Genomic DNA, 22265 nt, shown 5'->3' with positions numbered 1-22265 from the left:
AGGGAAGGTGGTGCTCCGGTGATCGAGAGCAGTCGGCTGCGGGACCAGCTCTACCTGGCGGCGGTCGTCGCTTTGCTCCTATTGATGTCGCTCATGAGCGGCTATGTGGCGGTCGCGGTCGCGGCGCTCCTCTTGCTGATCGGATTTGTGCTCTACCCGAGCATGCGACGGACCGCGATCGTCTCGGCATCCGTCGCAGCGGTCGTCGCGATCCTGGTCGTCCTGATCCGGTCGCTCCTCTAGCCGGACGGCACGCGCGCTAGCGGTGCGTCCAGCGCGGAGGACGCTTCCCCAGGAAAGCGCGCAGCCCCTCGTCGGCATCCGCCAGTCCGGGTAGGCACCTGCGCTGCTCCGCATCCGCGGCGGAGATCGCCGCGAGGAGCTGCGGCGTCGCCGCCAGTGCGAGCGTCCGCTTCGCGAGGCGAAGGCTCGCCGCGCTTCGCCCGCGGAACGCCTCGATCACGACCCTCGCATCCTCCTCGAGTCGCTCCGGCGGCACCGCGCGCCAGATGAGGCCCCACGCCGCGGCCTGCCCGCCGGTGATGAGCTCACCGGTGAGAACGAGCGCGCGCGCCCGCTGCCGACCGACGAGCGACGGGAAGACCACGGCGCCGACCGGCGGGACGACACCGAGCGTGATCTCGGGTGTCCCAAGCTTCGCGTCCTCGGCCGCGATCGCGAGGTCGCACAGCGCCACGAGCTCGCAGGCGCCGCCGAGTGCCGGACCGTGCACGACGGCGAGCACGGGGATCTCGCTCTCGACGATCGCGCGCGCCGCGCGATCGAACGCATCGAGCATGGGCTCCAGATACCCACCGAGATGCTCGGCGACCTCGACGCCGGCAGAGAAAGCGCGTCCCGCGCCACGGATGACGATGAGCCGCAGGTCACGATCGCCCTGCAGATCGCGGACGGCGACCTCCAACTCGCTCAGCAGCGCGATGTTGAGGACATTGAGCGGCGCACGGTCGAGCGTGAGGGTAGCCACGCCTGCGTCGACCTCGACGCGGACGCCGGTGAGCAGCGTCGTGCTCACGGGAACACGACGATGTGGCGGACGCCTTCTCCGCGACGCAGCGCGTCCAGACCCTCGTTGATCCGGTCGAGCGGGTAGCGATGTGTGACGAGCGGGCCGAGGAGGAGCTTGCCGCGACGGACGAGGTCGAGGACCGCCGGGAAATCCACCGGACGGCAGCCCAGCGTCCCGATGACCGTGAGCTCGCGATACGTGACGCGGCCACCCGGCAGCGCCATCGGCTCGGCCGAGTATCCGAGGAGCACGAGGCGGCCTCCCGTGCGCAACGACGCGAGCGCCTGCTCCTGCGTCTTCGGCAGGCCGATCGCCTCGATGGCGGCGTCCGCGCCGCCGTCGGTCTCGCGCCGCACCCGCTTCGCGGGGTCGCCGTCACGCGCGTCGATCGCGACCGACGCGCCAAGCTCGGTCGCGAGCGCGAGCTTGCGCGGATCGATGTCGACCGCGATGACGCGCGCGCCGACGAGCACGCAGACCTGAACGACGCAGAGCCCGAGACCGCCGCAGCCGTAGACGACCACCGACTCGCCGGCCTTGATGCGCGCGCGGCGCGTCACCGCGTGGAACGCCGTCGTCATCGCGTCCGCGATGACGCAGGCCTCCTCGAGCGGCACTTCCGGCGGGACCCCGAACGCGTCCCGCGCCGGCGCTGTGACGAACTCGGCGAACCCGCCGTCGACGGAATTTCCGAGCATGCGCTGGGCCGTGCAGACGTTCTCGCGTCCGGTCCGGCAGGGCACGCAGCCGCCGCACGTCGTCACCGGCGCGAGGAGCACGCTCGCGCCGACCTTCGCGGGGTCGACGCCGGAGCCTGCGCGCACCACGGTGCCGGAGATCTCATGGCCCAGGACGAGCGGCGGCGTCTTGAACGTCGGCACGCCATGGTCGAGGTAATGGAGGTCGCTATGGCAGAGTCCGCACGCGCTCACGCGCACGAGCACCTCGCCGGGCGCGGGTTCCGGACGCGCGATCGTCGCCATGTCGAGCGCGCGACCGGGCCCACTGAAGACGGCGGCGCGCATCGTCGTCGCGAGCTCGTCCGCCACAGGGTCCCAAACCGGCGCGCGCCCGCTCATCCGCCGACCGCCGCGACCGCCGAGCGCAGCTCACGGTCCAGACGCTCGAGACGCGGGTCATCGATGAGCTGGGACGCGGCCGGGAAGAGGATGCCCTCTTCCTTCTCGATGTGCCCGCGCAGCAGGCGAACGAATTCGTCAAGCACCTGCACCAGCTCCCAGCGCGGCGGATCGCCGGTGAGGCGATCGAGCTGACCGTGAAGCACCCGATGCTCCTCCGTTAGGACCGCGAGCGGACCGCCCTCGCCGCCGAGCGACGATGCGAGAGCCGGGAACAGCGCGCGCTCCTCGTTCTGCGCATGGACCAGGAGCGGTGCGGCGAGGGTGCGGATCGCCGCCACGACGCTCGCGACCTCCGCTCCGGTGCGCGTGAGCGTCTCGATCACGCCGAGTTGCGTGACGAACACGTCGTGCTCGCTGGAGAAGCGGTCGAGGATCCGCATTTCAGGCCTCCGACCCGGCGTCGTCCGGTCGAAAGCGACGCTACGACCGGATCATGTCGGACCCGTGTCAGCTGGATCCGCGCTGAAAAGGGAGAACGCCGGCGCGCCAGCACCGGCGTTCGCGGGTTCGCGCTCCCGACCCTAGCGCCCGATCGTGTCAACAGCGTGTTCGTCACGCCGCCTTGGATAGAGTTGCGCAGTGTCCGCCTACTCGCTGTTGAAGCTCGCGCACGTGCTCCTTGCGTTCATCGCGATCGGCGCCAATCTCACGTACGCGCTGTGGCTGCGTCTCGGCGAGAGCGACCCGGAGCACCTCGCATATACGATCCGAAGTATTCGCGCGATCGATCGCCGTATCGCGAACCCCGCGTACGCGCTCCTCCTCGTGACGGGCCTGGCGATGGTGCTCGCGAGCGGGATCCCGCTCACGGCGGCCTGGCTCGCGCTCGCGCTCGCCATCTACCTCGCGGCGGCGGCGCTGGGGTACTTCGTCTTCGGCCCGGTCGTGCGCGGAGAGCTGGCAGCGCTCGAGCGCGGTGGCACCGGTGACCCGGACTACGTCCGTCTGCGCGCCCGCGCGCGCACGCTCGGCGCCGTGACGACCACGATGGTGATCACCATCGTGGCGCTGATGGTGGTGAAGCCCGGCTAGAGCCGCTGCCCTCCGTCGACCTGGAGCACCGTCCCCGTGATGTGCCGGGCGCGGTCCGATGCGAGGAACGTCACCGCGGCGGCGACGTCCTCCGGTATCCCCAGGTGGCCGACGACCGTCTCCGCCACCGAGGCGGCACGCGCCTTCTCGGGCATTGCGGCGACCATGTCGGTCTCGATGAGGCCGGGTGCGACCGCGTTCGCGGTGATGCCGAACGCGGCGACCTCGCGGGCGACAGACTTCGTGAACGCGATGAGCCCGCCCTTCGCGGCCGCGTAGTTCGACTGCCCGAACTTGCCGCGGAGTCCGTTGATCGAGGCGATGTTCACGATGCGGCCGCCGCCGCTGTCGCGCATCGCCGGCACCGCGGCGCGCGTGAAGCGGAAGGCCGCGCCGAGGTCCGCGTCGAGGACGTCGTCCCAGGCGTAGTCATCCATCTTCCACACGACCGCGTCGCGGTTGATGCCCGCGTTGTTCACGAGGATGTCCAGGCGGCCGAAGCGCGCGACGGTGTCCATGACCGCGCGCCCGGCCGCGGTGCGGTCGGTGCCGTCGGCGCGGAGCGCGATCGCGCAGCGGCCCCGGGCTTCGATGACCCGCATCGTGAGCGCGGCGCCATCGCTATCGCTGCGGAAGGTGAACACGACATCCGCGCCGGCGCGCGCGAGGTCGGTCGCGATCGCGCGACCGATGCCACGCGATCCACCCGTGACGAGGGCGACGCGGCCTGTGAGTTCGCCGGCCTCAGCGCGCGGCAAGGACCGCACCCGGACTGGCGACGAGGGACGACCCGCACACACCGCAGAACGTGAACGAGTCCGGCAGTCCTTTCGCGCCGCACGACGGGCAGGCGCGCGCGTTCGGTCCCCAGAGCGTCTCCGACGAGCCGCCGTCGCGCGCTCGGGCGCGGATGCCGAGACGGTCTGCGCGGCGCTTCTCGGCGAACGCGGTCATGCCCTCGTATGGCTCCAGCGACGCGAAGTGGAGCGCGAGCCAGTCGCGCGCGTGCCCGATGGTCATGCTCCACGAGAGGTCCTTCCAGAAGTTCGTCTGCTGCTTCGTGTAGCGCATGCACTCCGGGAACGTGTCGAGGAGCTTCGCCGCGAGGCGCGCGACGGCAGCGTCGAGCTCCGGCACCGGCACGACCTCGTTCACGAGTCCCCAGGCGAGCGCGGTCTTCGCGTCGACCCACTCGCAGGTCATGAGCATCTGGCGGGCGCGCCGATCGCCGATGACCAGCGGGAGCCACTGCGTCGCGCCACCCGCGGCGACGCTGCCCACCTGCACGCCGACCTGGCGGAACCGCGCGGTGTCGGCGGCGATGGCGAGGTCGCAGGCGAGGTTGATCTCGTTGCCCCCGCCGACCGCCATGCCGTTGATGCGCGCGATCGACGGCTTGCCGAGGTTCTTGAGCGCCTCGATCGCGCCCGCGAAGTGCCCCATGTATTTCCAGTAATCGCGCGGCTTCCGGGTGTAGTCGCGCGCGTATTCCTTCACGTCGCCGCCGGTGCAGAACGCGTCGAGCCCGGCGCCGGTCACGACGAGAACGGCGATGGCGTCGTCGCGGCCCGCGTCGGTGAAGGCCTCCGTCAGCTCGCGCAGCGTGCGGGTCGTATACGAGTTGTACGCGTCCGGCCTGTTGATCGTGACCGTCGCGATCCAGTCCTTCTTCTCGTAGCGGATGTCCTCGAAGCCGAACGCCGCCGGGTCACGTCCACTTATCTCACTCATGCTGCCACCCCTTCCTGTCGTGCGAGCCGCTGGCGCGCGAGCAGCGCAGCGCCGAGCGCGGCGCAGAGCTCCGGCTGCCTAGCCACGTTCACCGCGTGGCCGAGCGCGGCCTCGAGTGCGCGCACCATTCCGTCCTGTAGCGCCATGCCGCCGACGAAGGTGATCTCGGCCTCGAGACCGACCCGCTTGAGCAGCTGGAACCCCCGCTGCGCGAGCGAGTCGTGGATTCCACGCACGATGTTCTCGACGCTCTGGCCCGCGGTGACAAGGTTGATGATCTCGGACTCGGCGAACACCGCGCACACCGACGAGATGACCTGCGGGCTGTCGGCCTTGTTCGAGAGAGCGCCCAGGTCCTCGAGCTTGATCTCGAGATAGCGCGCGGCGCGCTCGGCGAAGCCGCCCGCGCCGGCTGCGCACTTGTCGTTCGTCCGGAACTCCTTCACGCGGCCGCCGTCCAGCACGCGCATCGCCCGCGTGCTCTGCGCGCCGATGTCGAGGATCGAACGCGTGAGTGGGAAGAGCTCGGCTGCGCCGCGCGCGACCGCCGTGATGTCGGTCACCTGGACGTCGCGGAAGGGCACGTTGTAGCGGCCCATCCCGGTCGTCGCGACATATGCGACGTCTTCCGGCGACGCGTGAGCCACCGCGATCGCTTGGTCGAGGGCGTCGCGCGCGAGGCCGGCGAAGTCCGGCCGCATGCGGGCGATGCCCGAGCCAAGCATCGCGCCGCTCGGATCGAGCAGGACGGCCTTGGCGGTCCGGGAGCCCATGTCGATACCGGCGACGAGCGATGGCGTCATGCCATCACCTCCGCGCTCGCGAGCATCCGTTCGACGGCGAAGATCGCCGCACCGAGCGCGCCGGTGTAGTGCGAGTCGGCGCTCACGTTGATGGGGAGGCCGACCTTCTCCTCGATCGCCCGGATCATGCCGACGTTGCGAGCCACGCCGCCGGTGAACGTGACCTCGGACTCGGCGCCCACGCGGCGGACCAGCGCAACGGTGCGCGAGCCGATGGCGCCGTGCACGCCGGCGAGGATGTCCTCGACTTTCTTACCCGAAGCCAGGTACGAGAGGATGTCCGTCTCGACGAAGATCGTGCACACCGTCGAGAGCCGGACCGGGTTGCGCGACTCGAGTGACTTCGCGCCGATGGCACTCACGTCCATGCCCAGGGCCTCGGCCGAATTCGTGAGGAACCGCCCGCTGCCCGCCGCGCACTTGTCGTTCATCGCGAAGTCGAGCACCTCGCCGCGGTCGCTCACCTTGATCGCCTTCGTATCCTGCCCGCCGATGTCGATGACGGTGCGCGTGTTCGGGTAGAGGGCCCACGCCCCTTTGGCGTGGCAGGAGATCTCCGTGACCTGGTCGTCGCCGAACGCGACCTTGAAGCGTCCATACCCGGTGCCGATCACGTAGCCGACATCGCCCCGGACGACACCGGCTTCCGCGAGGGCCTTGTCGTACGCGCGCTCGGCAGCGCGCACCAGATAAGCGCCCGTATCGACGAGCGAGCGCGCGACGATGCGGCGATCCTCATCGAGCAGCACGGCCTTCGTCTGGGTGGAGCCGACGTCGACGCCGACGCAGTACCTCACCGCGCACCCCCGGCCGCGAGCTGCGCATCGGACGCGGCGGTGAGGCGCCTCTGCGAGAGCGCCTCGAAGAACGCGTCGATACGGTTGCGTAGCTGCGCCTGCGAGAAGTAGCGCGGATCCTCGAGGTCCGACTCGATCAGGAGAGTCGGGACCTCGCGCTCGCGCACGAAGTACTCGCGCATGTCGCCCTGCCCCGCCGAGAAGAGCCGGCAGCTCTTCACGGAGTGGATCACGACCGCGTCGGCGGACCACTCGTCCACGTAGCGGGCCATCTGGTCGTAGCGCTGCAGGAAGGTCCGGTTGCAGAGGTTGTACTGCAGCATGTGTCGCGCGATCGACTCGATCGGCCGCTGCGGATCGTGACGGAAACCGAACTCCCAGATCCCGCCGACCGTCGAATAGGTCGATGCGACCGCGACCGCGCCCCAGCGCGAGAACATGTCACGGAACACGCGCAGGAACGGCCACGGCGGCGGGCCTTCGATGACGACGCGGAAACGCTCCTCGGGCAGCGGCCCCTCCCCCTTCGCCGCGCGCCGCGAGAGCTCCTCGCGCGCGGCCTCGAAGAAGGTCACCGCCTCGTCGGTGCCGCGAAGGCAGTAGAGGACCGCCATCATCGTGACCGAGTCGAAGTACGCGTCATAAGGCGCCGGCCGCCGCTTCGTCAGGTCCTTGATCTCGGCCCACATCTCGCCGACGAGCGCCGAATTCTCCACGGTCCGGCGGAGCCTGGGCATATCGAGCGAGGTGCCGGTGATGTTCTCGAGCTGGACGATGAGCTCTTCCAGCTGTTTCACGACGTAGTCGACGTCGCCCGGCGACGGCTCGCCGTCAGCGGAGCGGACGAATGGGATGTCGATGTTCACCGCGGGCGCGCCGGTGAGCTCCGCGAGGTGCTCGAACCAGTTGAGGTACACGTTGCAGCCGACGTAGTTGCAGAGGAGGAGGTCGGCCTTCGGGATCGTGCCGTACGGCGCCTGATAACCGGAGAGATAGAGGCCGACGTCGGCCTTCACGTAAGCGCAATTGTCGACGGCGTAGCCCAGCTCCTCGGCCTTCTGGATGAGCGGCAGCGACTGTTTGCGCACCGCGAGCTGAAGGACGTTCACCTCGGGGAACACCGGGATCATGCCGAACGCGCGGACGAGCTCGACCGGGTTGCCGGCGATGAGCAGGTGCGCGTTCTTGGTGTCGGACCTTCCGGTAGCGATCGCCGTGAGCTGCGCGTAGTAGTCGCCCATGAGCTGTTTCTGCAGCTCGTGCAGGTGGCCCTGGTAACGGATCTCCTTTGTCTCGGTCATGTGAACAGCATCGATTCCACGAAGGTCTCGACCTCCGTTCGGATCTTGTCGTACATCCACATCTTCTCTTCGAACTCGAGGAAGAGATGCGGGATGGCCTCTTGCTCCAGTGCCTTCCGGTAGAGGGCGTAATCGAAGAGCCCCGGCTCGCAGAACTTCGCGCCGAGGAAGATGACCGCGTCGGCGCGGTGAGCTCGCGCGCTCGCGATGAGCGCGGCGGCGCGCGGCTGGCGCAGGTCGTGCTTCGTGCTGAGGTGGACGCTCCCATCGAGATACGCGAGCGCGAGCGCACGGAACGGATCGCCGTCGACGGCGATGTCGCGCTTGAAGAGTCGCCACCCGAGCAGGAAGTCGTCGTCGAGGATGTAGCAGCCGGACTCCTCGATCGCCGTGATGAGCTCGAGCGGCGGCTGCTCGCAGAACGAGCCGACCAGCACCACCCGGACGCGATCCTTCGGTCGCGACTCGCGGGCACGCGCGGTCGCGATGCTTTCGGCGATCAGCGGCTCGCTGTCGGCCGGATCGGTGAGCGTCGCGAGCCGCGCGAGGGTGTAGAGCTCGGCGGTCGAGATCTTTTCGGGCGACGACGCGCGCAGCTGGTAGATCTCGCGCAGGCGCGCACGAAGACCGTTGAATGCGCCGATCGCCGAGCGAAGATCCTCCGTGCCCACGACGTGCCCGCTCACCGTGCCAAGCTCGTCCGCCGCGCGCCGGTACTCGCCGGCGAGATAGTCGACGGTCGCGGGCGAAGTCATGTTCTGTGGCAGGTGCACGTAGGTGACGTGCCGGTCCGGGAAGTTCCGTGCCATCACGCTCGCGAGATTCCGCGCGGGGTCGCAGATCGACTCGAACATGAGCGCGTCGAACGGAGCCAGGCGATCGACGAACGCGAGCTCGAGCGTGCTCTTCACGATCGAGCAGATGAAAGACTGGAACCGCGAGTCGGCGTGCGCCATCTCGATCTGGTTACCCGCGCCGAAGAGACCGACAGGCAGCATCCCCGCCGCGTACGCGAGCTCCACCGGCGCGTAGACCGGGAAGCATCCGGTGACCATGCGTCCGGTGCGAGCGCGCCATTCGCGGACCGTGGGGAAAGCACGATCTTCGACGGACTCGCGGTAGCGCTCAACGGCCTCGATCGGCGCGGCCGTCGCCAGCGTCACAGCTCTCTCCCCAGCGGCGTGATCGGCTCGTCGCGGAAGCCCAGCTCGCGGAAGAACGGCGCCATCGTCCGGTCATGCAGCGGAACGAGCGTGAACACGTGATCGGCGCCCTCCGAGCGCAGACGCGACAACAGCTCCGCGAGGAGCGTTCGTCCGATGCCATGCCCGCGGTACGCGAGATCGACGCCGAATGCGTCGATCCACGCGGCTGGCGTGGCGCGTCCGAAGGATCGGCGCACCTCGGCGGCCGCGTACGCGACGAGCCTGCCATCCGACTCCGCGCCCAGCGCAACGGTCCCGGAACGCCCGAGACGGCCCGACCAGTCCCGCGCGCTGTCGGCGCCCAGACGCGCCGAAAGCTCTCCCAGGCGCACGAGATCCGGCCTGTCGAGGGTGACGACGAGAGGGGCGGTCGCGACCGTCCGCATGCCGGCGAGGCTATGGCTCGATCGTGTCCGACCGATGTCAGGCTGGGCGGGCCGACCCCTTCGGATCTTCTTCCGCGCGCGGTCGGAGCTGTAGCGTGACGAGCCCGTCGGCCTGGACCTGTCCGTAGGTGAGCGATACCGGGACGCGCTCCTCGCCTGCCTGGATCCGCGCGGGCATGTCGCGAAGTGCGGTGGTGCCCGGCCGCAGCGCACGGACGAAACAGCGCGGGCCGTCGAGCGACGTGCCCGCGCAGTCCGTGCACTGCAGCAGCTCGCCGCAGGTCCGTCCCAGAAGCTCGGTGCGGGGACGCGCGAACAGGCGCACGGCCGCGTCGTTCGCGAAGCGGATCATGCGGCGCGCGTCGATCACGAGAAGCGCGTCGGGCAGCGCGGCGAGGACGTCCTCCGCGCTGTCGCCGAGCTGCGCCGGTCCGGGAGCGTCGGTCGCCAGACGGTAGCCCACGCCATAAACGGCTTCGATGTAGCGAGGCTGCTTCGCGTCATCGCCGAGACGGCGACGCAGACGAGTCACGTGGAGGTCGATCGCGCGCTCCGACGGGGGCTCGTCATCGAGAGCCTCGATGCGCGCAAGGAGTCGTTCTCGCGGAAGAGCCACGCCGTTCGCCTCGAACAGCGCCGCCAGGATCGCGAACTGCTGTGCCGTGAGGACGACCGGCCGGCCGTGAAGACGGACCGCGTGCGCCGAAACGTCGACGGTGAGTCCGTGCAGCCGATGGACGGTCGCAGCGGCGCCGCGATCAGCGCGGCTGGCCAGCGTGAGCACCCGCGTCGTGAGCTCATCGAGGTCGCACGGAATGCGGATGACGTCGTCGGCGCCGGCGGAGAAGGCCGCGCGCCGCGTGCCCGCGTCGCCGCGGCGGTCGAGGACGATGGTCGAGAGCCGGCCCGCGGCCCGAGCGGCGTGCACGACGTCCCAACCCCGGCCGTCGTCCATGCCCACATCGGCCACGACGACCGTGGGGACGTGGAACGTGATCGCATCCAGCGCCACTCTCACCTGTTTACAGGCAGCGACCTGAGCGCCCGCGACCCGCAGCGCGTCCCGTTGGGAAGTGAGCGCGACGAGGTCGTCGCTGGCGACGACGACGAAGGGCGGTTCAGCGAGCATGCGTCCAGACTCAGCTTTGACACACTTCGGAATAGGGCCGGACCGGCCCATCCCGGTGGTCCGTTCGGCTCTTCACGGAGCGATCTCGCCCGCACCAGCATCGCCGGATGACCTTCGAGGTCGCACTCGGCGTCTGGGCCGTCGTGACGCTCGTTGCGCTCGTAGCGGCCGTCTATCTCCTTGCGGTCCTCACGCCACGCCTGCCGCGGCACCGCGCCGAACCGCGATCCGGTGACTGACACCCACCGCTCCTACTTGGCGGGGGGCCACGTGTACTGCACGATGCGCCGCGCCGACCTCGACATCGACGAATGCTTCGGCTGCCCATCGCTGAAAGAGCTGAACGACAGGGTCTCGCCACCGTACATCGTGTGCGAGCGCATCGAGCCTGCGGGGATTCGCGACGTGGACCGGAGTTACCTGGAGTGGTTGTACCAGCACCACCGGAGGATGCGGGCGGTCTAAGGCGCCGAGGCTCCAATGTGACGAACGGCTCGATCGCGCGGGCGGGTTTCAAGGGTCAGTTGAGCCGAACGGCCCATGCGCGTGAGGGGCAAACAGAGCACAACAGCGTGAGGCAGATCAGATGAACGGTCTTCAAGCCCGGGTGTGGGGCGTCGACAAACGGGCCCGCCTCGGACGTGCAGGACGAGCGATCAGAGCCTTGGGTCAACGCGCCTCCGGCCTTCCCCTGCGCTGGCAGATCGGCACATTCGTCGTCCTCGGCCTCATCGGCATCTTCTCGTTGTTCGGCATGCTTGGGTCCGCGATCGCCGACGATGGCAAGCAGCGCACCATCGGGCAGTGGCTCAGCGTGGCAACGTCCACCGCGAGCTTCATCGACTCCGACATCGAGCTGCGGTTCGGTCGACTCGAGCGCGTTGCGATGCTGGTCGGCCAAGCGTCCGGGGACCCGACGCGGCAAAGGCAGGTACTGGACGATGCGTTCGGCCTAGAAGACTCACGTGTCGGCGGGGTCGTTTTCCTTGGTGGGAACGGGGCCATCACCTGGTCTACGGCCATGGATCCGGGCCTGCGGGCCGACTACGTCGGTTCTCAGCCGTCGCTGCTCGCGCCGCTGGCCACGCGGACGCGGTACGCATCGGGGGTCCACACTCTCGAGCATCGGGTCGCGGCATTTCTTGCCGTGCCTGTCATTGGGATCGATGGCCAGGCGATCGGAGTCCTCGGTCTGGTGATGCGGCCCGATCAAGGCCCGATCCACGATCTCGTGGCGAGCGCGCGTGGTCTCGCCCACACCGGACACGCCGAGCTCATCGATCAATACGATCGCGTGGTCGCGTCGTCGGAGGCCGGGCACGCACTGGGCCCGGGCGAGCATCCCGACTTCTACGAACCACTTCTCGCCGGGCACGCGAGTGCTGTTGGATTGACCGCGCCCGTGGGACCGGTCGATCCCGCGGACCAGGGCCAGCGCCACGACATGGCCTTCGTGCCACTGCGGAGCGTCCCGTGGGGGCTCGCGATCGGCGGGTCGGACGCGGAGCTGTCGGCGGACGCGAGCCGCTGGCAACAGCAGATCATCCTCTTCGGAACGCTGTCGCTCGGGTTGGCGCTGGTCCTCGTTTGGCTCACGACGCGGAGCGTTGCCCGCCCGATCCTTGCGCTCGCGGCCGCCAGCCGCCAGATCGCCGCCGGCGACCTCTCGACGCCGGTCCCGCGCGACGGGGAGGGCGAGGTGCGCGTGCTGGCCGAGGCCTTCGACGACATGCGTCGCGAGCTCCAGGGCGCGCTGTCGGACCTGGCTCTGGAGAAGAGCCGATACGAAGGCATCGTGTCATCCATGGCCGACGCTGTCGTAACGACCGACCCGGATCTGCGGATCACCGCGTTCAATCCGTCGGCCTCGGCACTGACCGGCTGGAACGTCGAGGACGTCCTCGGCCGACCGTGTTGTGAGGTGATCTGCCCGAACGACGCGGCGCTCGACGATTGCCGGCGCGATTGTCCGCTGCTGTCTGCGCAGCCCGATCTGGGCGTGAGCAAGACCATCCTGCGCCGGCAGGGCGGCGGCGAGGCGAACGTGGCCATCACGCGCTCGGCCATCCGCGATCAGACGGGCCGGGTCGCCGGCATCGTCCACGTGCTGCGCGACATCTCCGCAGAGGCGGAGGTGGACCGCCTCAAGGAAGAGTTCCTGTCCACCGTCTCGCATGAGCTGCGCACGCCGCTGGGTTTCATCATGGGCTACGCCACGACCCTCCTGCTGCCCGATGCTCCGAAGGACACTGTCGCCATGCGGCACTGCATCGAGGTGATCGCCGACGCGAGCAACGAGCTCAAGGAGCTCGTCGACAACTTGCTGGACATGACGAAGATCGGCGCGGGCTCGCTCAGCGTGTCTCCGGTCCCGATCCGGCTGGGACCGCTCGTGCATGCCGCGGTCGAGCGCATCCAGCTACGCGGGACGGACCATCGCTTCGTGGTGGCCGTGCCTTCGACGCTGCCTCCCATCTGGGCGGACGCTCGTCGCGTCGAGCAGGTCTTGTACAACCTGCTGGACAACGCGATCAAGTACTCGCCGGAGGGCGGCAATATCGCCGTGCGTGCCACGGCCCACGGAAAAGAGATCGTCGTGAGCGTGCTCGACGAGGGCCTCGGGATCAAGGCCGAGGAGCTGGAAAGTGTTTTCGAGCGGTTCCATCGTGGACAGGTCGCACGAGCTCGAGGCATCGCCGGCACTGGGATCGGCCTCGCGATCTGCAGAGGCATCGTGCAGGCTCATGGAGGCCGGATCTGGGCGGAGAGCCCGCCGGTGGAATGGCGTCTGGGTCGCCAGCCGGGGACCGCGATCCGCTTCACCGTACCGGTCGCCATGGCCCAGACGGTCGGGGCATCGAACTGAAAACGACGACGGTGCTGGTCGTCGATGACGAGCGGAGGTACCGCGAGCTGCTGGAGATGAACCTCTCGCGCCGCGGCTACCGCGTGCTTCAGGCCGTCGACGGCCTGAGCGCTCTGAACGCGGTGGAGCGCGAGGAGCTGGACCTCGTCGTACTGGACCTGAAGCTGCCCGACATGGACGGGTATGAAGTGTGTCGGCGCATCCGCGAGCAGTCGACGGTGCCCATCATCATGCTGACCGCTCGCGCCGAGGAGGAACAGAAGGTCCGTGGCCTGAAGCTCGGGGCCGACGACTACATCACCAAGCCGTTCAGCGCGAACGAGCTCCTCGCCCGCGTCGAGGCCGTCCTCCGCCGCACGGAGGCCGCTCCCGGCGCGAGTCTCAGTCCGACATTCGACGCAGGGGATCTTCACATCGACCTCGATCAGCACAGGGTCACGCTGCTCGGGCGAGAGGTCGAGCTCAGCCCGGGGGAGTACCGCCTACTCGAGCAGCTCGTGGCGAACGCAGGTCGCGTCATCGTCCAGGATGAGCTGCTGCGACACGTTTGGGGGCCCGGTTACTCCGGAGCGACGGAGCTGCTGCAGACAGCGATCCGCCGGCTTCGGCGCAAGATCGAGAACGACCCGGCCTCGCCGCGGTACATCCTGACAAAGCGTGGTGTGGGGTACTTGTTCGCGAAGCCCTGATCACCCCAGCCCGCTCCGATTCCGTCAGACGACTGTCAGGTTCCGTCCTCGCGGGTCAGCCGGCCGCCGGTCCCTCCCGTTCGCCGCGATTTCCGATGCTCGTACTCGGGGCGTGCGCGAGGCGCCGACGCGAGTCGGCGCCTCGCCCGTATCCGCCGGAATAAGACCGTTTCCAGGGCGAGCTGCGGCGGCTGATCTGTCAGACGATCGTCAGATTTCGTGCGGGCGGGAACAGGGGTTCGTCAGACGGCGTCGGTAGCGTCTCAAGCGGAGGTCTGAGAGAAATGATGATCAAGAAGACCCGCACACCGATGAACGCAGGCATCGTGGCAGCCCTTTTCGGGCTGCTCGTCGCGGCCTGCTCCGGCGGCGCAGCCGCAAAGACAACGACCTCGTCAGCCAACAACGCACCCACAGCCGCGGTGGTGACCAACGCCACCGCACCAGCACCACCGGCAGAGGCCAGCCCGCTTGCCACCGCCAGCTCCGCCCCCACCTCGATCGCCACTCCGACCCACGACCACGCGGCGTCACCGACGGCGACCGAGGTCGCTGTCGTGTCGGCCACCCCGGCGTCGGCCACCTCGGCGCCCACGGCGCCGCCGGTCGTCACGCTCGCTCCGACGTCGCAGCCACAGTCCGGACCGGTCGCCGTGGCGCTCAGCGACATCGCCATCAAGCTCGATCGCTCATCCGCGCAGGCGGGCACCGTGACGTTCGCGGTCAAGAACGTTGGAACGGTGATCCACCAGCTCGTGGTGCTCAAGACCGACGTCCCACAGAACCAGATACCGGCGGACCCGTCGAAGCCGGGAATGGTCGCACAGCCGGGATTTGTCACGCAGACCCAGGTCATCAATCCGGGCGGGACCGCGACGCTCACGTTGACTCTGGGGGCCGGCAAATACGTCCTGCTCTGCAACCAGGTAGCGCACTACCTCATCGGCATGCACGTCGGATTCACGATCAATTGAGGAGGAGCCTGCGATGAAACGCTTCTTGACCTTCGCGACCGCGGCGACCCTCGCGCTTGCTGGGGCTGCGTGGACCGCGTCACCGGCGGCCGCAGAGACCAGCGCGGCCACCGCAACCCACGTGAGCGTCACGCTCAAAGAGATGTCGATCACTCTCAGCGTGGCGACCATCCCGGCGGGCCCGGTGATCTTCGACATCACGAACACCGGCGCGGCCGAGCACGAGCTCGTCGTCCTGAAGACGGACATCGCCGAAGGCGCACTCCCGGATAACGAGGAAGAGGCCGGCAAGGCCGCCGAGGTCGGGAACGCCGGAGAGATCGATCCCGTGCCGCCCGGAGCGAAGCTTAGTCTGTCGTTGACCCTCGGTCCCGGCAAATACCTTCTCGTCTGCAACAAGCCTGGCCACCACGGCGCGGGCATGCACGCCGCCCTGACCGTCAGCGGATCGGTCGGCGTGACCGAGAAGGAGATGTCGATCGGGCTTACTCAGAAGTTCGCCATCGCTGGACCGGTCACGTTCACCGTGACGAATGCCGGCACGGCGCTGCACGAGCTCGCCGTGCTCAAGACGGATCTCGCCGAGGGCGCGATCCCGGCGCGTGCCGACGATCCGAGCAAGGCCCAGGAGACCGAGAACGTCGGGGAGGCCGAGGATATCGAACCGGGCACGACAAAGACGTTCACGGCCACGCTCGATCCCGGGAAGTACGTCCTCATCTGCAACCAGCCGGGCCACTACGCCGCGGGCATGCACGTCTCATTCACGGTCTTGCCGACGCTGCCGAGGGCGGTCGCCGCCGCGATCGACGCCGCGCTGGCCGCCCACGGCGTCGGGGACCTCGAGGCCAGGGATGCATTGGTCAACGTCAAGGCCCTCCTCACCGCTCCCGGCATCCTGGTGACGGATGCCGACCGCGACGCGATCGAAGCAGGGATCCTCCCACGCGCGGTCAGCGCGGGCGGCGGGCTCCGCTACTAAATCGGGTTCTCTCAGACCACCCGCGCGCGAGCCCGGAAGGACTCGCGCGCGGTCATGCGTCACGGGTCGATCACCAGCTCACTTGCTCTTCGTCGGCCACGCCCACTGTGTGATCTCCGGCGCATCCTCGCCGTGCTCGCGCGTGTACGCGCGGCATGCGACCCGCCTCTCCTGCATCAGCTGACGCACGGCCTCGAAGCGCTCGCGGAGACCCGACACGCGATCGATGACGTCCATGACAAGGTGGAAGCGGTCAAGATCGTTGAGCATGACCATGTCGAATGGCGTCGTCGTCGTGCCTTCCTCCTTATACCCGCGCACGTGCAGGTTCGGATGGTTCCTCCGACGGTACGCGAGACGATGGATGAGCCATGGGTACCCGTGATACGCGAAGATCACCGGCTTGTCCGTCGTGAACATCGCGTCGAACTCGACGTCGGGTAGACCGTGTGGATGCTCGGTGTCCTGCTGCAGGCGCATGAGGTCGACGACGTTCACGACGCGCACGCGCAGGTCGGGGAGGTGTTGCCGGAGCAGATCGGCGGCCGCGAGCGTCTCGAGCGTCGGCACGTCGCCGCAGCACGCGAGCACCACGTCCGGCTCGCCGCCGTCTTCGCTGCTCGCCCAGTCCCAGATGCCGATGCCTCGCGCGCAGTGCTCCACCGCGTCGTCCATCGACAGCCAGTTCTGCTCCAGCTGCTTCCCCGCCACGATCACATTGACGTAATTGCGGCTCCGCAGGCAGTGATCGGTCACTGATAGGAGGGTGTTGGCGTCGGGCGGCAGGTACACGCGGATGACCTCGGCCTTCTTGTTGACCACGTGGTCGATGAAGCCAGGGTCCTGGTGCGAGAAGCCGTTGTGGTCCTGTCGCCACACGTGCGACGAGAGAAGGTAGTTCAGCGAAGCGATCGGCCGGCGCCACGGCAGCGCGCGCGTGACCTTCAGCCACTTCGCGTGCTGGTTGAACATCGAGTCGACGATGTGGATGAAAGCCTCGTAGCAGTTGAAGAGACCGTGGCGGCCGGTGAGGAGATAGCCCTCGAGCCAGCCTTCGATCATCTGCTCCGACAGCACCTCCATGACGCGCCCATGCGGTGCGATGTGCTCGTCCGTCGGAAGGATCTCATCCCTGAAGACGCGCTCGGTCACCTCGAAGACCGCACCGAGGCGATTCGATGTGGTCTCGTCGGGACCGAGGAGCCGAAAGCGATCCTGGTTGCGCACGATCACGTCGCGCAGGAACGTTCCGAGGACACGCGTGGGCTCCGCGGACGTCGCCCCTGGCGCGGGCACGGCGACCGCGTAGTTCCGGAAATCCGGCAGATCCAGATCCCGCAGTCGCACACCGCCGTTCGCGCGCGGGTTCGCGCTCATCCGTCGCTCGCCCGACGGCGGCAGCGCTGCGAGCTCGGCCGCGAGTCGGCCGTTCTCGTCAAAGAGTTGTTCGGGACGGTACGAGCGCATCCATCGCTCGAGGATGGCCCGGTGTTCACCATTCGTCCGAGCCGCGTCGACCGGCACCTGGTGCGAACGCCACGTGCCCTCGACCGGCTTGCCGTCGACCGTCTTCGGCCCGGTCCAGCCCTTCGGCGTGCGGAGCACGATCATCGGCGATGGCTGCCGGCGCGCGTGTCTGGCCGCGCGGGCGTCGTCCTTGATCCGACGGATGTCCTTCACGGCGCGATCGAGCGCCGCGGCCATCTGCTGATGCATCGCCTTCGGGTCATCGCCCTCAACGAAGATCGGGACGTGCCCGTATCCCTCGAGAAGCGCGCGCAGCTCGCGCTCGGGCATGCGCGCGAGGACGGTCGGGTTGGCGATCTTGTAGCCGTTCAGGTGGAGGATCGACAGCACGGCGCCGTCGTGGACCGGATCGAGGAACTTGTTCGAGTGCCACGATGCCGCGAGGGCCCCTGTCTCCGCCTCGCCATCGCCGATCACGCAGCACACGAGCAGCGACGGATCGTCCAGCGCGGCGCCGTATGCGTGCGCGAGCGAGTATCCAAGCTCGCCACCCTCGTGGATCGACCCGGGGATCTCAGCCGACACGTGGCTCGGCACACCACCGGGGAACGAGAACTGCCGGAACAGCTTCGTCAGGCCCGCGGTATCGCGCGAAACATCGGGATAGGTCTCGCTGTAGGTGCCCTCGAGGTACACATTCGCCAGAACAGCCGGTCCGCCATGTCCAGGGCCCGTGATGAAGATCGCCTCGATGTCCCACGTCCGGATCGCGCGATTCATATGCGCGTAGATGAAGTTCAGACCCGGGGTCGTGCCCCAGTGGCCGAGAAGGCGCGGCTTGACGTGCTCCGGCCGGAGTGGCTCGCGCAGGAGCGGATTGTCGAGAAGATAGATCTGCCCGACAGCGAGGTAATTCGCGGCGCGCCAGTACGCGTCGATGCGACGGAGTTCGTCCGCGGAGAGCGGGCCCGCCGCGACCGACTTTGTCCTCGTTGCCACCTCTTGCCTCCTGGTCATGCGCTGCATCTCAGGGCGTCGCGGCCTAGGCTCGCCGGGTGCGCGAACGCGTGCTCGTGCTGAATGCCGGATCGTCGACGCTCAAGGCAAGTGTGCTCGCTGCCGGCTCAGACGACGCGGAGGCGAGCACCACCGTCCCGATGCGAAACGTTGGCGATGCCCCAGACGCGCTCCGTCGCGCATCGCAGTCGATCGTGGCCGCAGGGATCGACCTGTCCGCGATCGGCGCCGTCGGGCATCGCGTGGTGCACGGTGGATCGCTTTTCACCCGAACGACGTTGGTCGACGACGCCGTGCTCCAGCGCATCCGGGAGCTTGCGTGGCTCGCGCCACTCCACAACCCCGTCGCCGCCGAGGTCATCGCCGCGGCCCGCGCCGCGCTGCCAGGCGTGCCGCACGGCGCTGCGTTCGACTCAGCTTTCCACGCGACCTTACCCGCCGAGGCATACGTATATGCCCTCCCCTATGAGTGGTACGCGGACTGGGGATACCGCCGTTATGGATTCCACGGCCTTTCCGTCACATGGTCCGTCGAGCGTGCGGGCGTGCTGCTCGGACGCGAGGACGTCGGCGTCGTCGTCGCGCACCTCGGTGCGGGCTGCTCCGTGAGCGCGGTGTGGCGCGGGCGCGCGGTGAGCACCTCGATGGGCATGACGCCGCTCGAGGGACTCGTGATGGGGACGCGCGCGGGATCGGTCGACCCGGGCGTGCTGCTCGCCGCGCAGCGGGACCACGGGCTCGATCCCCAAGCGCTCGAGGACGCGCTAGAGCATCGCTCCGGTCTGCTCGCGCTCTCCGGCCGGACGGCAGACATGCGCGAGCTCCTCACACTCGCGCCGACCGACGAACGTGCGGCTCTCGCGATCGCGGTGTTCGAGCGGTCGGCCGCTGGAGCCATCGCCGCCGCCGCGACCGCGCTCCCCCGCCTCGACGCGGTCGTGTTCACCGGCGGCATCGGCGAGAACGCGGCCAGCGTGCGCGCCGGCATCGTGCGCCGCCTCGCGGCGATCGGCGTGCCGCCGGTCGATGAGCTGTCGGTGCGGGCGGATCGTGCGCTCGTCGTCGGACCGGTCGCCGTGCTTGTCGTCTTCGCTCGCGAGGATGCGGTCATCGCGCGGGAGCTGCGCGCCCTTACGGCGGCGCGCTGAGCGTCGCCGGTCTAAGGCCAGGTGCAGGCAGCGTGATGCGGCCCGGCGGCGTGACTAGCGACCGATAAGAAGGGCGCGACGCGACTGGAATTCCTCTGCGTTGATCTCGCCGCGTGCGAGTCGCTGCTTCAGCATCTCGACGGCGTCGTCGCCTTCACGACCCGCCATGAGCTTGACGAAGACGAACGCCACAAAAGCGATCAGGGCGACCCACAGGACGACTGAGCCGAACATCATCCAGGCCATGTATCCGTAGTCGACGGTACCGGGGAACATCATCAAGAATCACCTCCTAACTTCAATTCTTCTGTGGCCGCGCCACGCTCCTTGCCATCTGACGACAGCAGCAGGAGCCTGCGCCCGGCCAGGATCAGGAAGGCCCACATCGGCAACAGCGATACGAGTGACAGGATGAGTCCCGGCGTGCCGATGGTCGGTGGCACCAGCGTCAGTACGCCCGCGAGGATTCCCGCGTACGCGGTGATCCTCCCGAATGGGCCACCCCGGAGCATGGCGATCGCGATGAGAAGCTGCGCCATGCCGGCGATAACGTAGCTCGCGCTGAACGCGGTGCCCTGCCAGGTCAGAAGCAGCACCTGTCCTACCGCGAGCGCGATCGTTCTCTCGGTGTCAGTGCTCGCAGCAGCGTACTGGCCGCTCGCCGAGAGCATCTCGAACGCGGTGGTCGAAGCGAAATAGGTCGCGATCGCGACGAGCTCGAGCGCCACGGAGATGGCCGCGATCGATGCACTTGTGCGCCGGAGCGTCACGAATAGCGCGAGGAACAACAGCGCGAACAAGATGTAGTCCGCGAGCATCAGGAGATCCATGTCGAGGAGGCCGATGAGGCCGTTGTCCTGGAACCGGCTGAACCATCCCAGAACGGTCGTCGGCGGAGGCCACACGACGAAGACCATCATTTGTATCGGCACGAGGGCGACGACACCGAGCGCAGCGAGTCCGCCGACCCGATAGAGGGTCCTCCACGCGGACTCGTCACTCTGGTCGCGCGTCGGCGCGGTGGGTATGTCTTTGGCGCGGACCGCGGCAGCCGCGACGACCGTGGTCATCACTCATGCCTCCTGCATGTCGTTCGCTCCAGAAGAGTCCACTGCGACGGCGATCCGCACTAGGGTTGATCGGACCTTCTTCGGCAGGGGCTGGGCGCCACGCGCGCGTAAGGCCATACCTGACAGAAGGACGATCTGGCCGACCCTATCGAGGGCACGCGGTGAGAGCCCACGCTCCTGATGGAACAAAGTGTTGGAACGAGGTGGGCTAGATGTCTGCTGACACCGCGCGAGGCTTGATCTTTGGCGCGCTCATGATCCATGGGCTTGGCCACGGCGGCGCGCTCGGCGCGCTCGCGTGGATCGCGCTGCGGCCCAGCGATCCGACGGGAGGATGGCAGGCGGCTCGGTCGTGGCTGATGCCAGCGCTGCCGATCGCCACCAGCACGGCCGTCGCGAGCGGGTTCTGGGTCATTTCGATGGTCGGCTTTGTCGCCGCGGCGCTGTCGTTCTGGGGCATCGTTCTGCCCGGAGAGGCCTGGCGGCCGCTCGCGATCGCCGCAGCGGTCGTCTCGCTGGTCGGCATCACGCTGTTCTTCGGGACGTGGCCGCCCTTCAACACACTGGCCGCTCTCGTGGTGAACGCTACGGTGCTCGTCAGCCTGCTGTTGCTGCGCTGGCCCGCGGAGGCCGTGGTGCGCTCTTAAGTCGCGAGCGGAGGGATGCGCTCACTGCTCAGCGCCTCCCTCGCCGCGATCCGTCGTGGCCGGGTGGCCATCCTCACGGTCGCCGCGACATACCTGTTGTCGCTCGTTGCGGGCATCGTGATGGTGAGCACGGGGAACAGCTTTGCGCTCGAGCGCCGCGACGCGATCGTCGGTGCCGCGCAGACAAGCGAGATCCTCGTGGCGCACCGCGGCGGCGACCACCTGCGGGCGGCTCTGCTGGACTTCGCGTCGAATCTCGTTCTCGGCGGCGGCACCGGCACGGTGACCGGGATCACGGTAGTTGGCTCGTACCCGATCGTCGCTTACCGCGGGTGGGTCGGAGGCATCGTTTCGGTGGACGCGCGCCATCAGAGCCGTCTCGATGATCCCGGCAGCGCGGCGTACTACCTCGTTACGTTGCTGCTCCAGCTCATCCCGTATTCCATCGTGGGCGGTATGGGCGTGTATCTCGGCGTCGGCGCATGGCGGGCTGTCCGAAAGGCACAAGGTGACACGTGGCTGGGCCTGCCGAAGGATCGCCCGCGCGATGTCGCGGTCGCGTACCTCGTCATCACTCCGCTGTTCCTCGTCGCGTCCTTGTGGGAGTTCTTTCTTGGCTGAACTACGCCTTGCCGCGCGCGCACACGGCCGCGCGCTCGGATTCGTGTTGAGGCTGCTTCCGATGCTTCCTTCGACGCCCCTCGACGCGTTGACTCGAGCACCCGTGATCGAGAACGTCAGTTACAACACGCGGGACGGGATGGCCCAGGCGGAGCTCTACCGGCCGCCTGGCCGCGGGCCGTTCCCCGCGGTGCTCATGTGCCTCGGCGTCGTTCCCGTCGGCGTCGA

Annotated in this window: 26 protein-coding genes; 11 read left to right on the top strand and 15 right to left on the bottom strand. The window is 68.4% G+C overall.

The features are described from left to right. The first annotated feature begins 18 nt into the window (after positions 1–18). Positions 19–243, top strand: a complete 225-nt coding sequence (locus VI056_11885) for a hypothetical protein (protein HEY6203727.1) — start codon at positions 19–21, stop codon at positions 241–243. Between the two features lie 16 nt (positions 244–259). On the opposite strand, the gene VI056_11880 is transcribed toward VI056_11885, so the two are convergent. The 3 genes from VI056_11880 to VI056_11870 are packed head-to-tail and all read right to left on the bottom strand — an operon-like array spanning position 260 to position 2552. Beyond that, on the bottom strand, positions 260–1036 hold the full coding sequence (locus VI056_11880) for an enoyl-CoA hydratase-related protein (GenBank protein HEY6203726.1): 777 nt from the start codon (positions 1034–1036) through the stop codon (positions 260–262). After that, a complete protein-coding gene (locus tag VI056_11875) occupies positions 1033–2109 on the bottom strand; it encodes a zinc-binding dehydrogenase (GenBank protein HEY6203725.1) in 1077 nt (358 codons plus the stop codon). The genes VI056_11880 and VI056_11875 overlap by 4 nt, the downstream gene beginning before the upstream one ends. After that, entirely contained in the window at positions 2106–2552 is a 447-nt protein-coding gene (locus tag VI056_11870) for a hemerythrin domain-containing protein (GenBank protein ID HEY6203724.1), read from the bottom strand. The genes VI056_11875 and VI056_11870 overlap by 4 nt, the downstream gene beginning before the upstream one ends. A gap of 199 nt (positions 2553–2751) precedes the next feature. Here VI056_11870 and VI056_11865 point away from each other — a divergent pair, with 199 nt between their 5' ends. Continuing rightward, positions 2752–3204, top strand: coding sequence for a DUF2269 family protein (locus VI056_11865; GenBank protein ID HEY6203723.1), 453 nt, complete (start codon positions 2752–2754; stop codon positions 3202–3204). Here the strand turns inward: VI056_11865 and fabG are convergent. The 8 genes from fabG to VI056_11825 are packed head-to-tail and all read right to left on the bottom strand — an operon-like array spanning position 3201 to position 10556. Then, positions 3201–3962 carry a 3-oxoacyl-ACP reductase FabG gene (fabG, locus tag VI056_11860; GenBank protein ID HEY6203722.1) on the bottom strand — a complete coding sequence of 254 codons (762 nt, stop codon included), beginning with the start codon at positions 3960–3962 and terminating at the stop codon, positions 3201–3203. The two genes, VI056_11865 and fabG, sit on opposite strands and share 4 nt — an antisense overlap. Further along, positions 3949–4935 (bottom strand): enoyl-CoA hydratase-related protein, encoded by a 987-nt coding sequence (locus VI056_11855; protein HEY6203721.1) that lies wholly within the window; start codon positions 4933–4935, stop codon positions 3949–3951. Before VI056_11855 ends, fabG begins: the two co-directional genes overlap by 14 nt. Continuing rightward, positions 4932–5738 carry an acyl-CoA dehydratase activase gene (locus VI056_11850; protein HEY6203720.1) on the bottom strand — a complete coding sequence of 269 codons (807 nt, stop codon included), beginning with the start codon at positions 5736–5738 and terminating at the stop codon, positions 4932–4934. Before VI056_11850 ends, VI056_11855 begins: the two co-directional genes overlap by 4 nt. Then, a complete protein-coding gene (locus VI056_11845; protein ID HEY6203719.1) occupies positions 5735–6535 on the bottom strand; it encodes an acyl-CoA dehydratase activase in 801 nt (266 codons plus the stop codon). Before VI056_11845 ends, VI056_11850 begins: the two co-directional genes overlap by 4 nt. After that, positions 6532–7836 (bottom strand): 2-hydroxyacyl-CoA dehydratase family protein, encoded by a 1305-nt coding sequence (locus VI056_11840; protein HEY6203718.1) that lies wholly within the window; start codon positions 7834–7836, stop codon positions 6532–6534. Before VI056_11840 ends, VI056_11845 begins: the two co-directional genes overlap by 4 nt. Beyond that, the gene (locus VI056_11835; protein ID HEY6203717.1) at positions 7833–8999 is read right to left on the bottom strand and encodes a 2-hydroxyacyl-CoA dehydratase; all 1167 of its coding nucleotides are present in this window, start codon (positions 8997–8999) and stop codon (positions 7833–7835) included. Before VI056_11835 ends, VI056_11840 begins: the two co-directional genes overlap by 4 nt. Next, positions 8996–9427 (bottom strand): GNAT family N-acetyltransferase, encoded by a 432-nt coding sequence (locus VI056_11830; protein HEY6203716.1) that lies wholly within the window; start codon positions 9425–9427, stop codon positions 8996–8998. Before VI056_11830 ends, VI056_11835 begins: the two co-directional genes overlap by 4 nt. Before the next feature lie 37 nt (positions 9428–9464). Continuing rightward, positions 9465–10556, bottom strand: coding sequence for a winged helix-turn-helix domain-containing protein (locus VI056_11825; protein HEY6203715.1), 1092 nt, complete (start codon positions 10554–10556; stop codon positions 9465–9467). 107 nt (positions 10557–10663) lie between these two features. Between VI056_11825 and VI056_11820 the strand changes: the two genes are divergently transcribed. The 4 genes from VI056_11820 to VI056_11805 all read left to right on the top strand — a co-directional run bounded on the left by VI056_11820 (position 10664) and on the right by VI056_11805 (position 14111). Next, positions 10664–10795 carry a hypothetical protein gene (locus tag VI056_11820; protein HEY6203714.1) on the top strand — a complete coding sequence of 44 codons (132 nt, stop codon included), beginning with the start codon at positions 10664–10666 and terminating at the stop codon, positions 10793–10795. Further along, complete coding sequence (locus tag VI056_11815) at positions 10788–11021, top strand: hypothetical protein (protein HEY6203713.1); 234 nt, start codon at positions 10788–10790, stop codon at positions 11019–11021. Before VI056_11820 ends, VI056_11815 begins: the two co-directional genes overlap by 8 nt. Positions 11022–11220: 199 nt before the next feature. Next, positions 11221–13422 (top strand): ATP-binding protein, encoded by a 2202-nt coding sequence (locus VI056_11810; GenBank protein HEY6203712.1) that lies wholly within the window; start codon positions 11221–11223, stop codon positions 13420–13422. 11 nt (positions 13423–13433) lie between these two features. Next, a complete protein-coding gene (locus tag VI056_11805) occupies positions 13434–14111 on the top strand; it encodes a response regulator transcription factor (protein ID HEY6203711.1) in 678 nt (225 codons plus the stop codon). 199 nt (positions 14112–14310) lie between these two features. On the opposite strand, the gene VI056_11800 is transcribed toward VI056_11805, so the two are convergent. Further along, positions 14311–14679 (bottom strand): hypothetical protein, encoded by a 369-nt coding sequence (locus VI056_11800; GenBank protein ID HEY6203710.1) that lies wholly within the window; start codon positions 14677–14679, stop codon positions 14311–14313. Here VI056_11800 and VI056_11795 point away from each other — a divergent pair. Both VI056_11795 and VI056_11790 read left to right on the top strand, forming a co-directional pair. Then, complete coding sequence (locus tag VI056_11795; GenBank protein HEY6203709.1) at positions 14669–15085, top strand: hypothetical protein; 417 nt, start codon at positions 14669–14671, stop codon at positions 15083–15085. The two genes, VI056_11800 and VI056_11795, sit on opposite strands and share 11 nt — an antisense overlap. Before the next feature lie 13 nt (positions 15086–15098). After that, positions 15099–16067, top strand: a complete 969-nt coding sequence (locus tag VI056_11790) for a plastocyanin/azurin family copper-binding protein (protein ID HEY6203708.1) — start codon at positions 15099–15101, stop codon at positions 16065–16067. Between the two features lie 78 nt (positions 16068–16145). Here VI056_11790 and VI056_11785 read toward each other — a convergent pair whose 3' ends face one another. Continuing rightward, positions 16146–18551, bottom strand: coding sequence for a phosphoketolase family protein (locus VI056_11785; protein HEY6203707.1), 2406 nt, complete (start codon positions 18549–18551; stop codon positions 16146–16148). Positions 18552–18589: 38 nt separating this feature from the next. Here VI056_11785 and VI056_11780 point away from each other — a divergent pair, with 38 nt between their 5' ends. Next, positions 18590–19699 carry an acetate/propionate family kinase gene (locus VI056_11780; GenBank protein HEY6203706.1) on the top strand — a complete coding sequence of 370 codons (1110 nt, stop codon included), beginning with the start codon at positions 18590–18592 and terminating at the stop codon, positions 19697–19699. Positions 19700–19753: 54 nt separating this feature from the next. Here VI056_11780 and VI056_11775 read toward each other — a convergent pair whose 3' ends face one another. Together VI056_11775 and VI056_11770 are read right to left on the bottom strand one after the other, a co-directional pair. Then, a complete protein-coding gene (locus VI056_11775) occupies positions 19754–19978 on the bottom strand; it encodes an SHOCT domain-containing protein (protein HEY6203705.1) in 225 nt (74 codons plus the stop codon). After that, positions 19978–20769, bottom strand: coding sequence for a hypothetical protein (locus VI056_11770; protein ID HEY6203704.1), 792 nt, complete (start codon positions 20767–20769; stop codon positions 19978–19980). Before VI056_11770 ends, VI056_11775 begins: the two co-directional genes overlap by 1 nt. 212 nt (positions 20770–20981) lie before the next feature. Between VI056_11770 and VI056_11765 the strand changes: the two genes are divergently transcribed. Together VI056_11765 and VI056_11760 are read left to right on the top strand one after the other, a co-directional pair. Further along, entirely contained in the window at positions 20982–21416 is a 435-nt protein-coding gene (locus tag VI056_11765; protein ID HEY6203703.1) for a hypothetical protein, read from the top strand. Between the two features lie 15 nt (positions 21417–21431). Continuing rightward, a complete protein-coding gene (locus VI056_11760) occupies positions 21432–22037 on the top strand; it encodes a hypothetical protein (GenBank protein HEY6203702.1) in 606 nt (201 codons plus the stop codon). Positions 22038–22265 lie beyond the last annotated feature (228 nt).

Source organism: Candidatus Limnocylindria bacterium (genome assembly GCA_036523395.1).
Classification (GTDB): Bacteria; Chloroflexota; Limnocylindria; order P2-11E; family P2-11E; genus CF-39.
This window is presented reverse-complemented; position numbering and strand designations above follow the sequence as displayed.

Coding starts and splice junctions, on each gene's coding strand:
- VI056_11765 (HEY6203703.1), top strand. CDS start 20,982: ATGTCTGCTGACACCGCGCGAGGCTTGATCTTTGGCGCGCTCATGATC.
- VI056_11855 (HEY6203721.1), bottom strand. CDS start 4,935: ATGAGTGAGATAAGTGGACGTGACCCGGCGGCGTTCGGCTTCGAGGAC.
- VI056_11785 (HEY6203707.1), bottom strand. CDS start 18,551: ATGACCAGGAGGCAAGAGGTGGCAACGAGGACAAAGTCGGTCGCGGCG.
- VI056_11830 (HEY6203716.1), bottom strand. CDS start 9,427: ATGCGGACGGTCGCGACCGCCCCTCTCGTCGTCACCCTCGACAGGCCG.
- VI056_11770 (HEY6203704.1), bottom strand. CDS start 20,769: ATGACCACGGTCGTCGCGGCTGCCGCGGTCCGCGCCAAAGACATACCC.
- VI056_11760 (HEY6203702.1), top strand. CDS start 21,432: ATGCGCTCACTGCTCAGCGCCTCCCTCGCCGCGATCCGTCGTGGCCGG.
- VI056_11790 (HEY6203708.1), top strand. CDS start 15,099: ATGAAACGCTTCTTGACCTTCGCGACCGCGGCGACCCTCGCGCTTGCT.
- VI056_11820 (HEY6203714.1), top strand. CDS start 10,664: ATGACCTTCGAGGTCGCACTCGGCGTCTGGGCCGTCGTGACGCTCGTT.
- VI056_11825 (HEY6203715.1), bottom strand. CDS start 10,556: ATGCTCGCTGAACCGCCCTTCGTCGTCGTCGCCAGCGACGACCTCGTC.
- VI056_11870 (HEY6203724.1), bottom strand. CDS start 2,552: ATGCGGATCCTCGACCGCTTCTCCAGCGAGCACGACGTGTTCGTCACG.
- VI056_11840 (HEY6203718.1), bottom strand. CDS start 7,836: ATGACCGAGACAAAGGAGATCCGTTACCAGGGCCACCTGCACGAGCTG.
- VI056_11775 (HEY6203705.1), bottom strand. CDS start 19,978: ATGATGTTCCCCGGTACCGTCGACTACGGATACATGGCCTGGATGATG.
- VI056_11850 (HEY6203720.1), bottom strand. CDS start 5,738: ATGACGCCATCGCTCGTCGCCGGTATCGACATGGGCTCCCGGACCGCC.
- VI056_11875 (HEY6203725.1), bottom strand. CDS start 2,109: ATGAGCGGGCGCGCGCCGGTTTGGGACCCTGTGGCGGACGAGCTCGCG.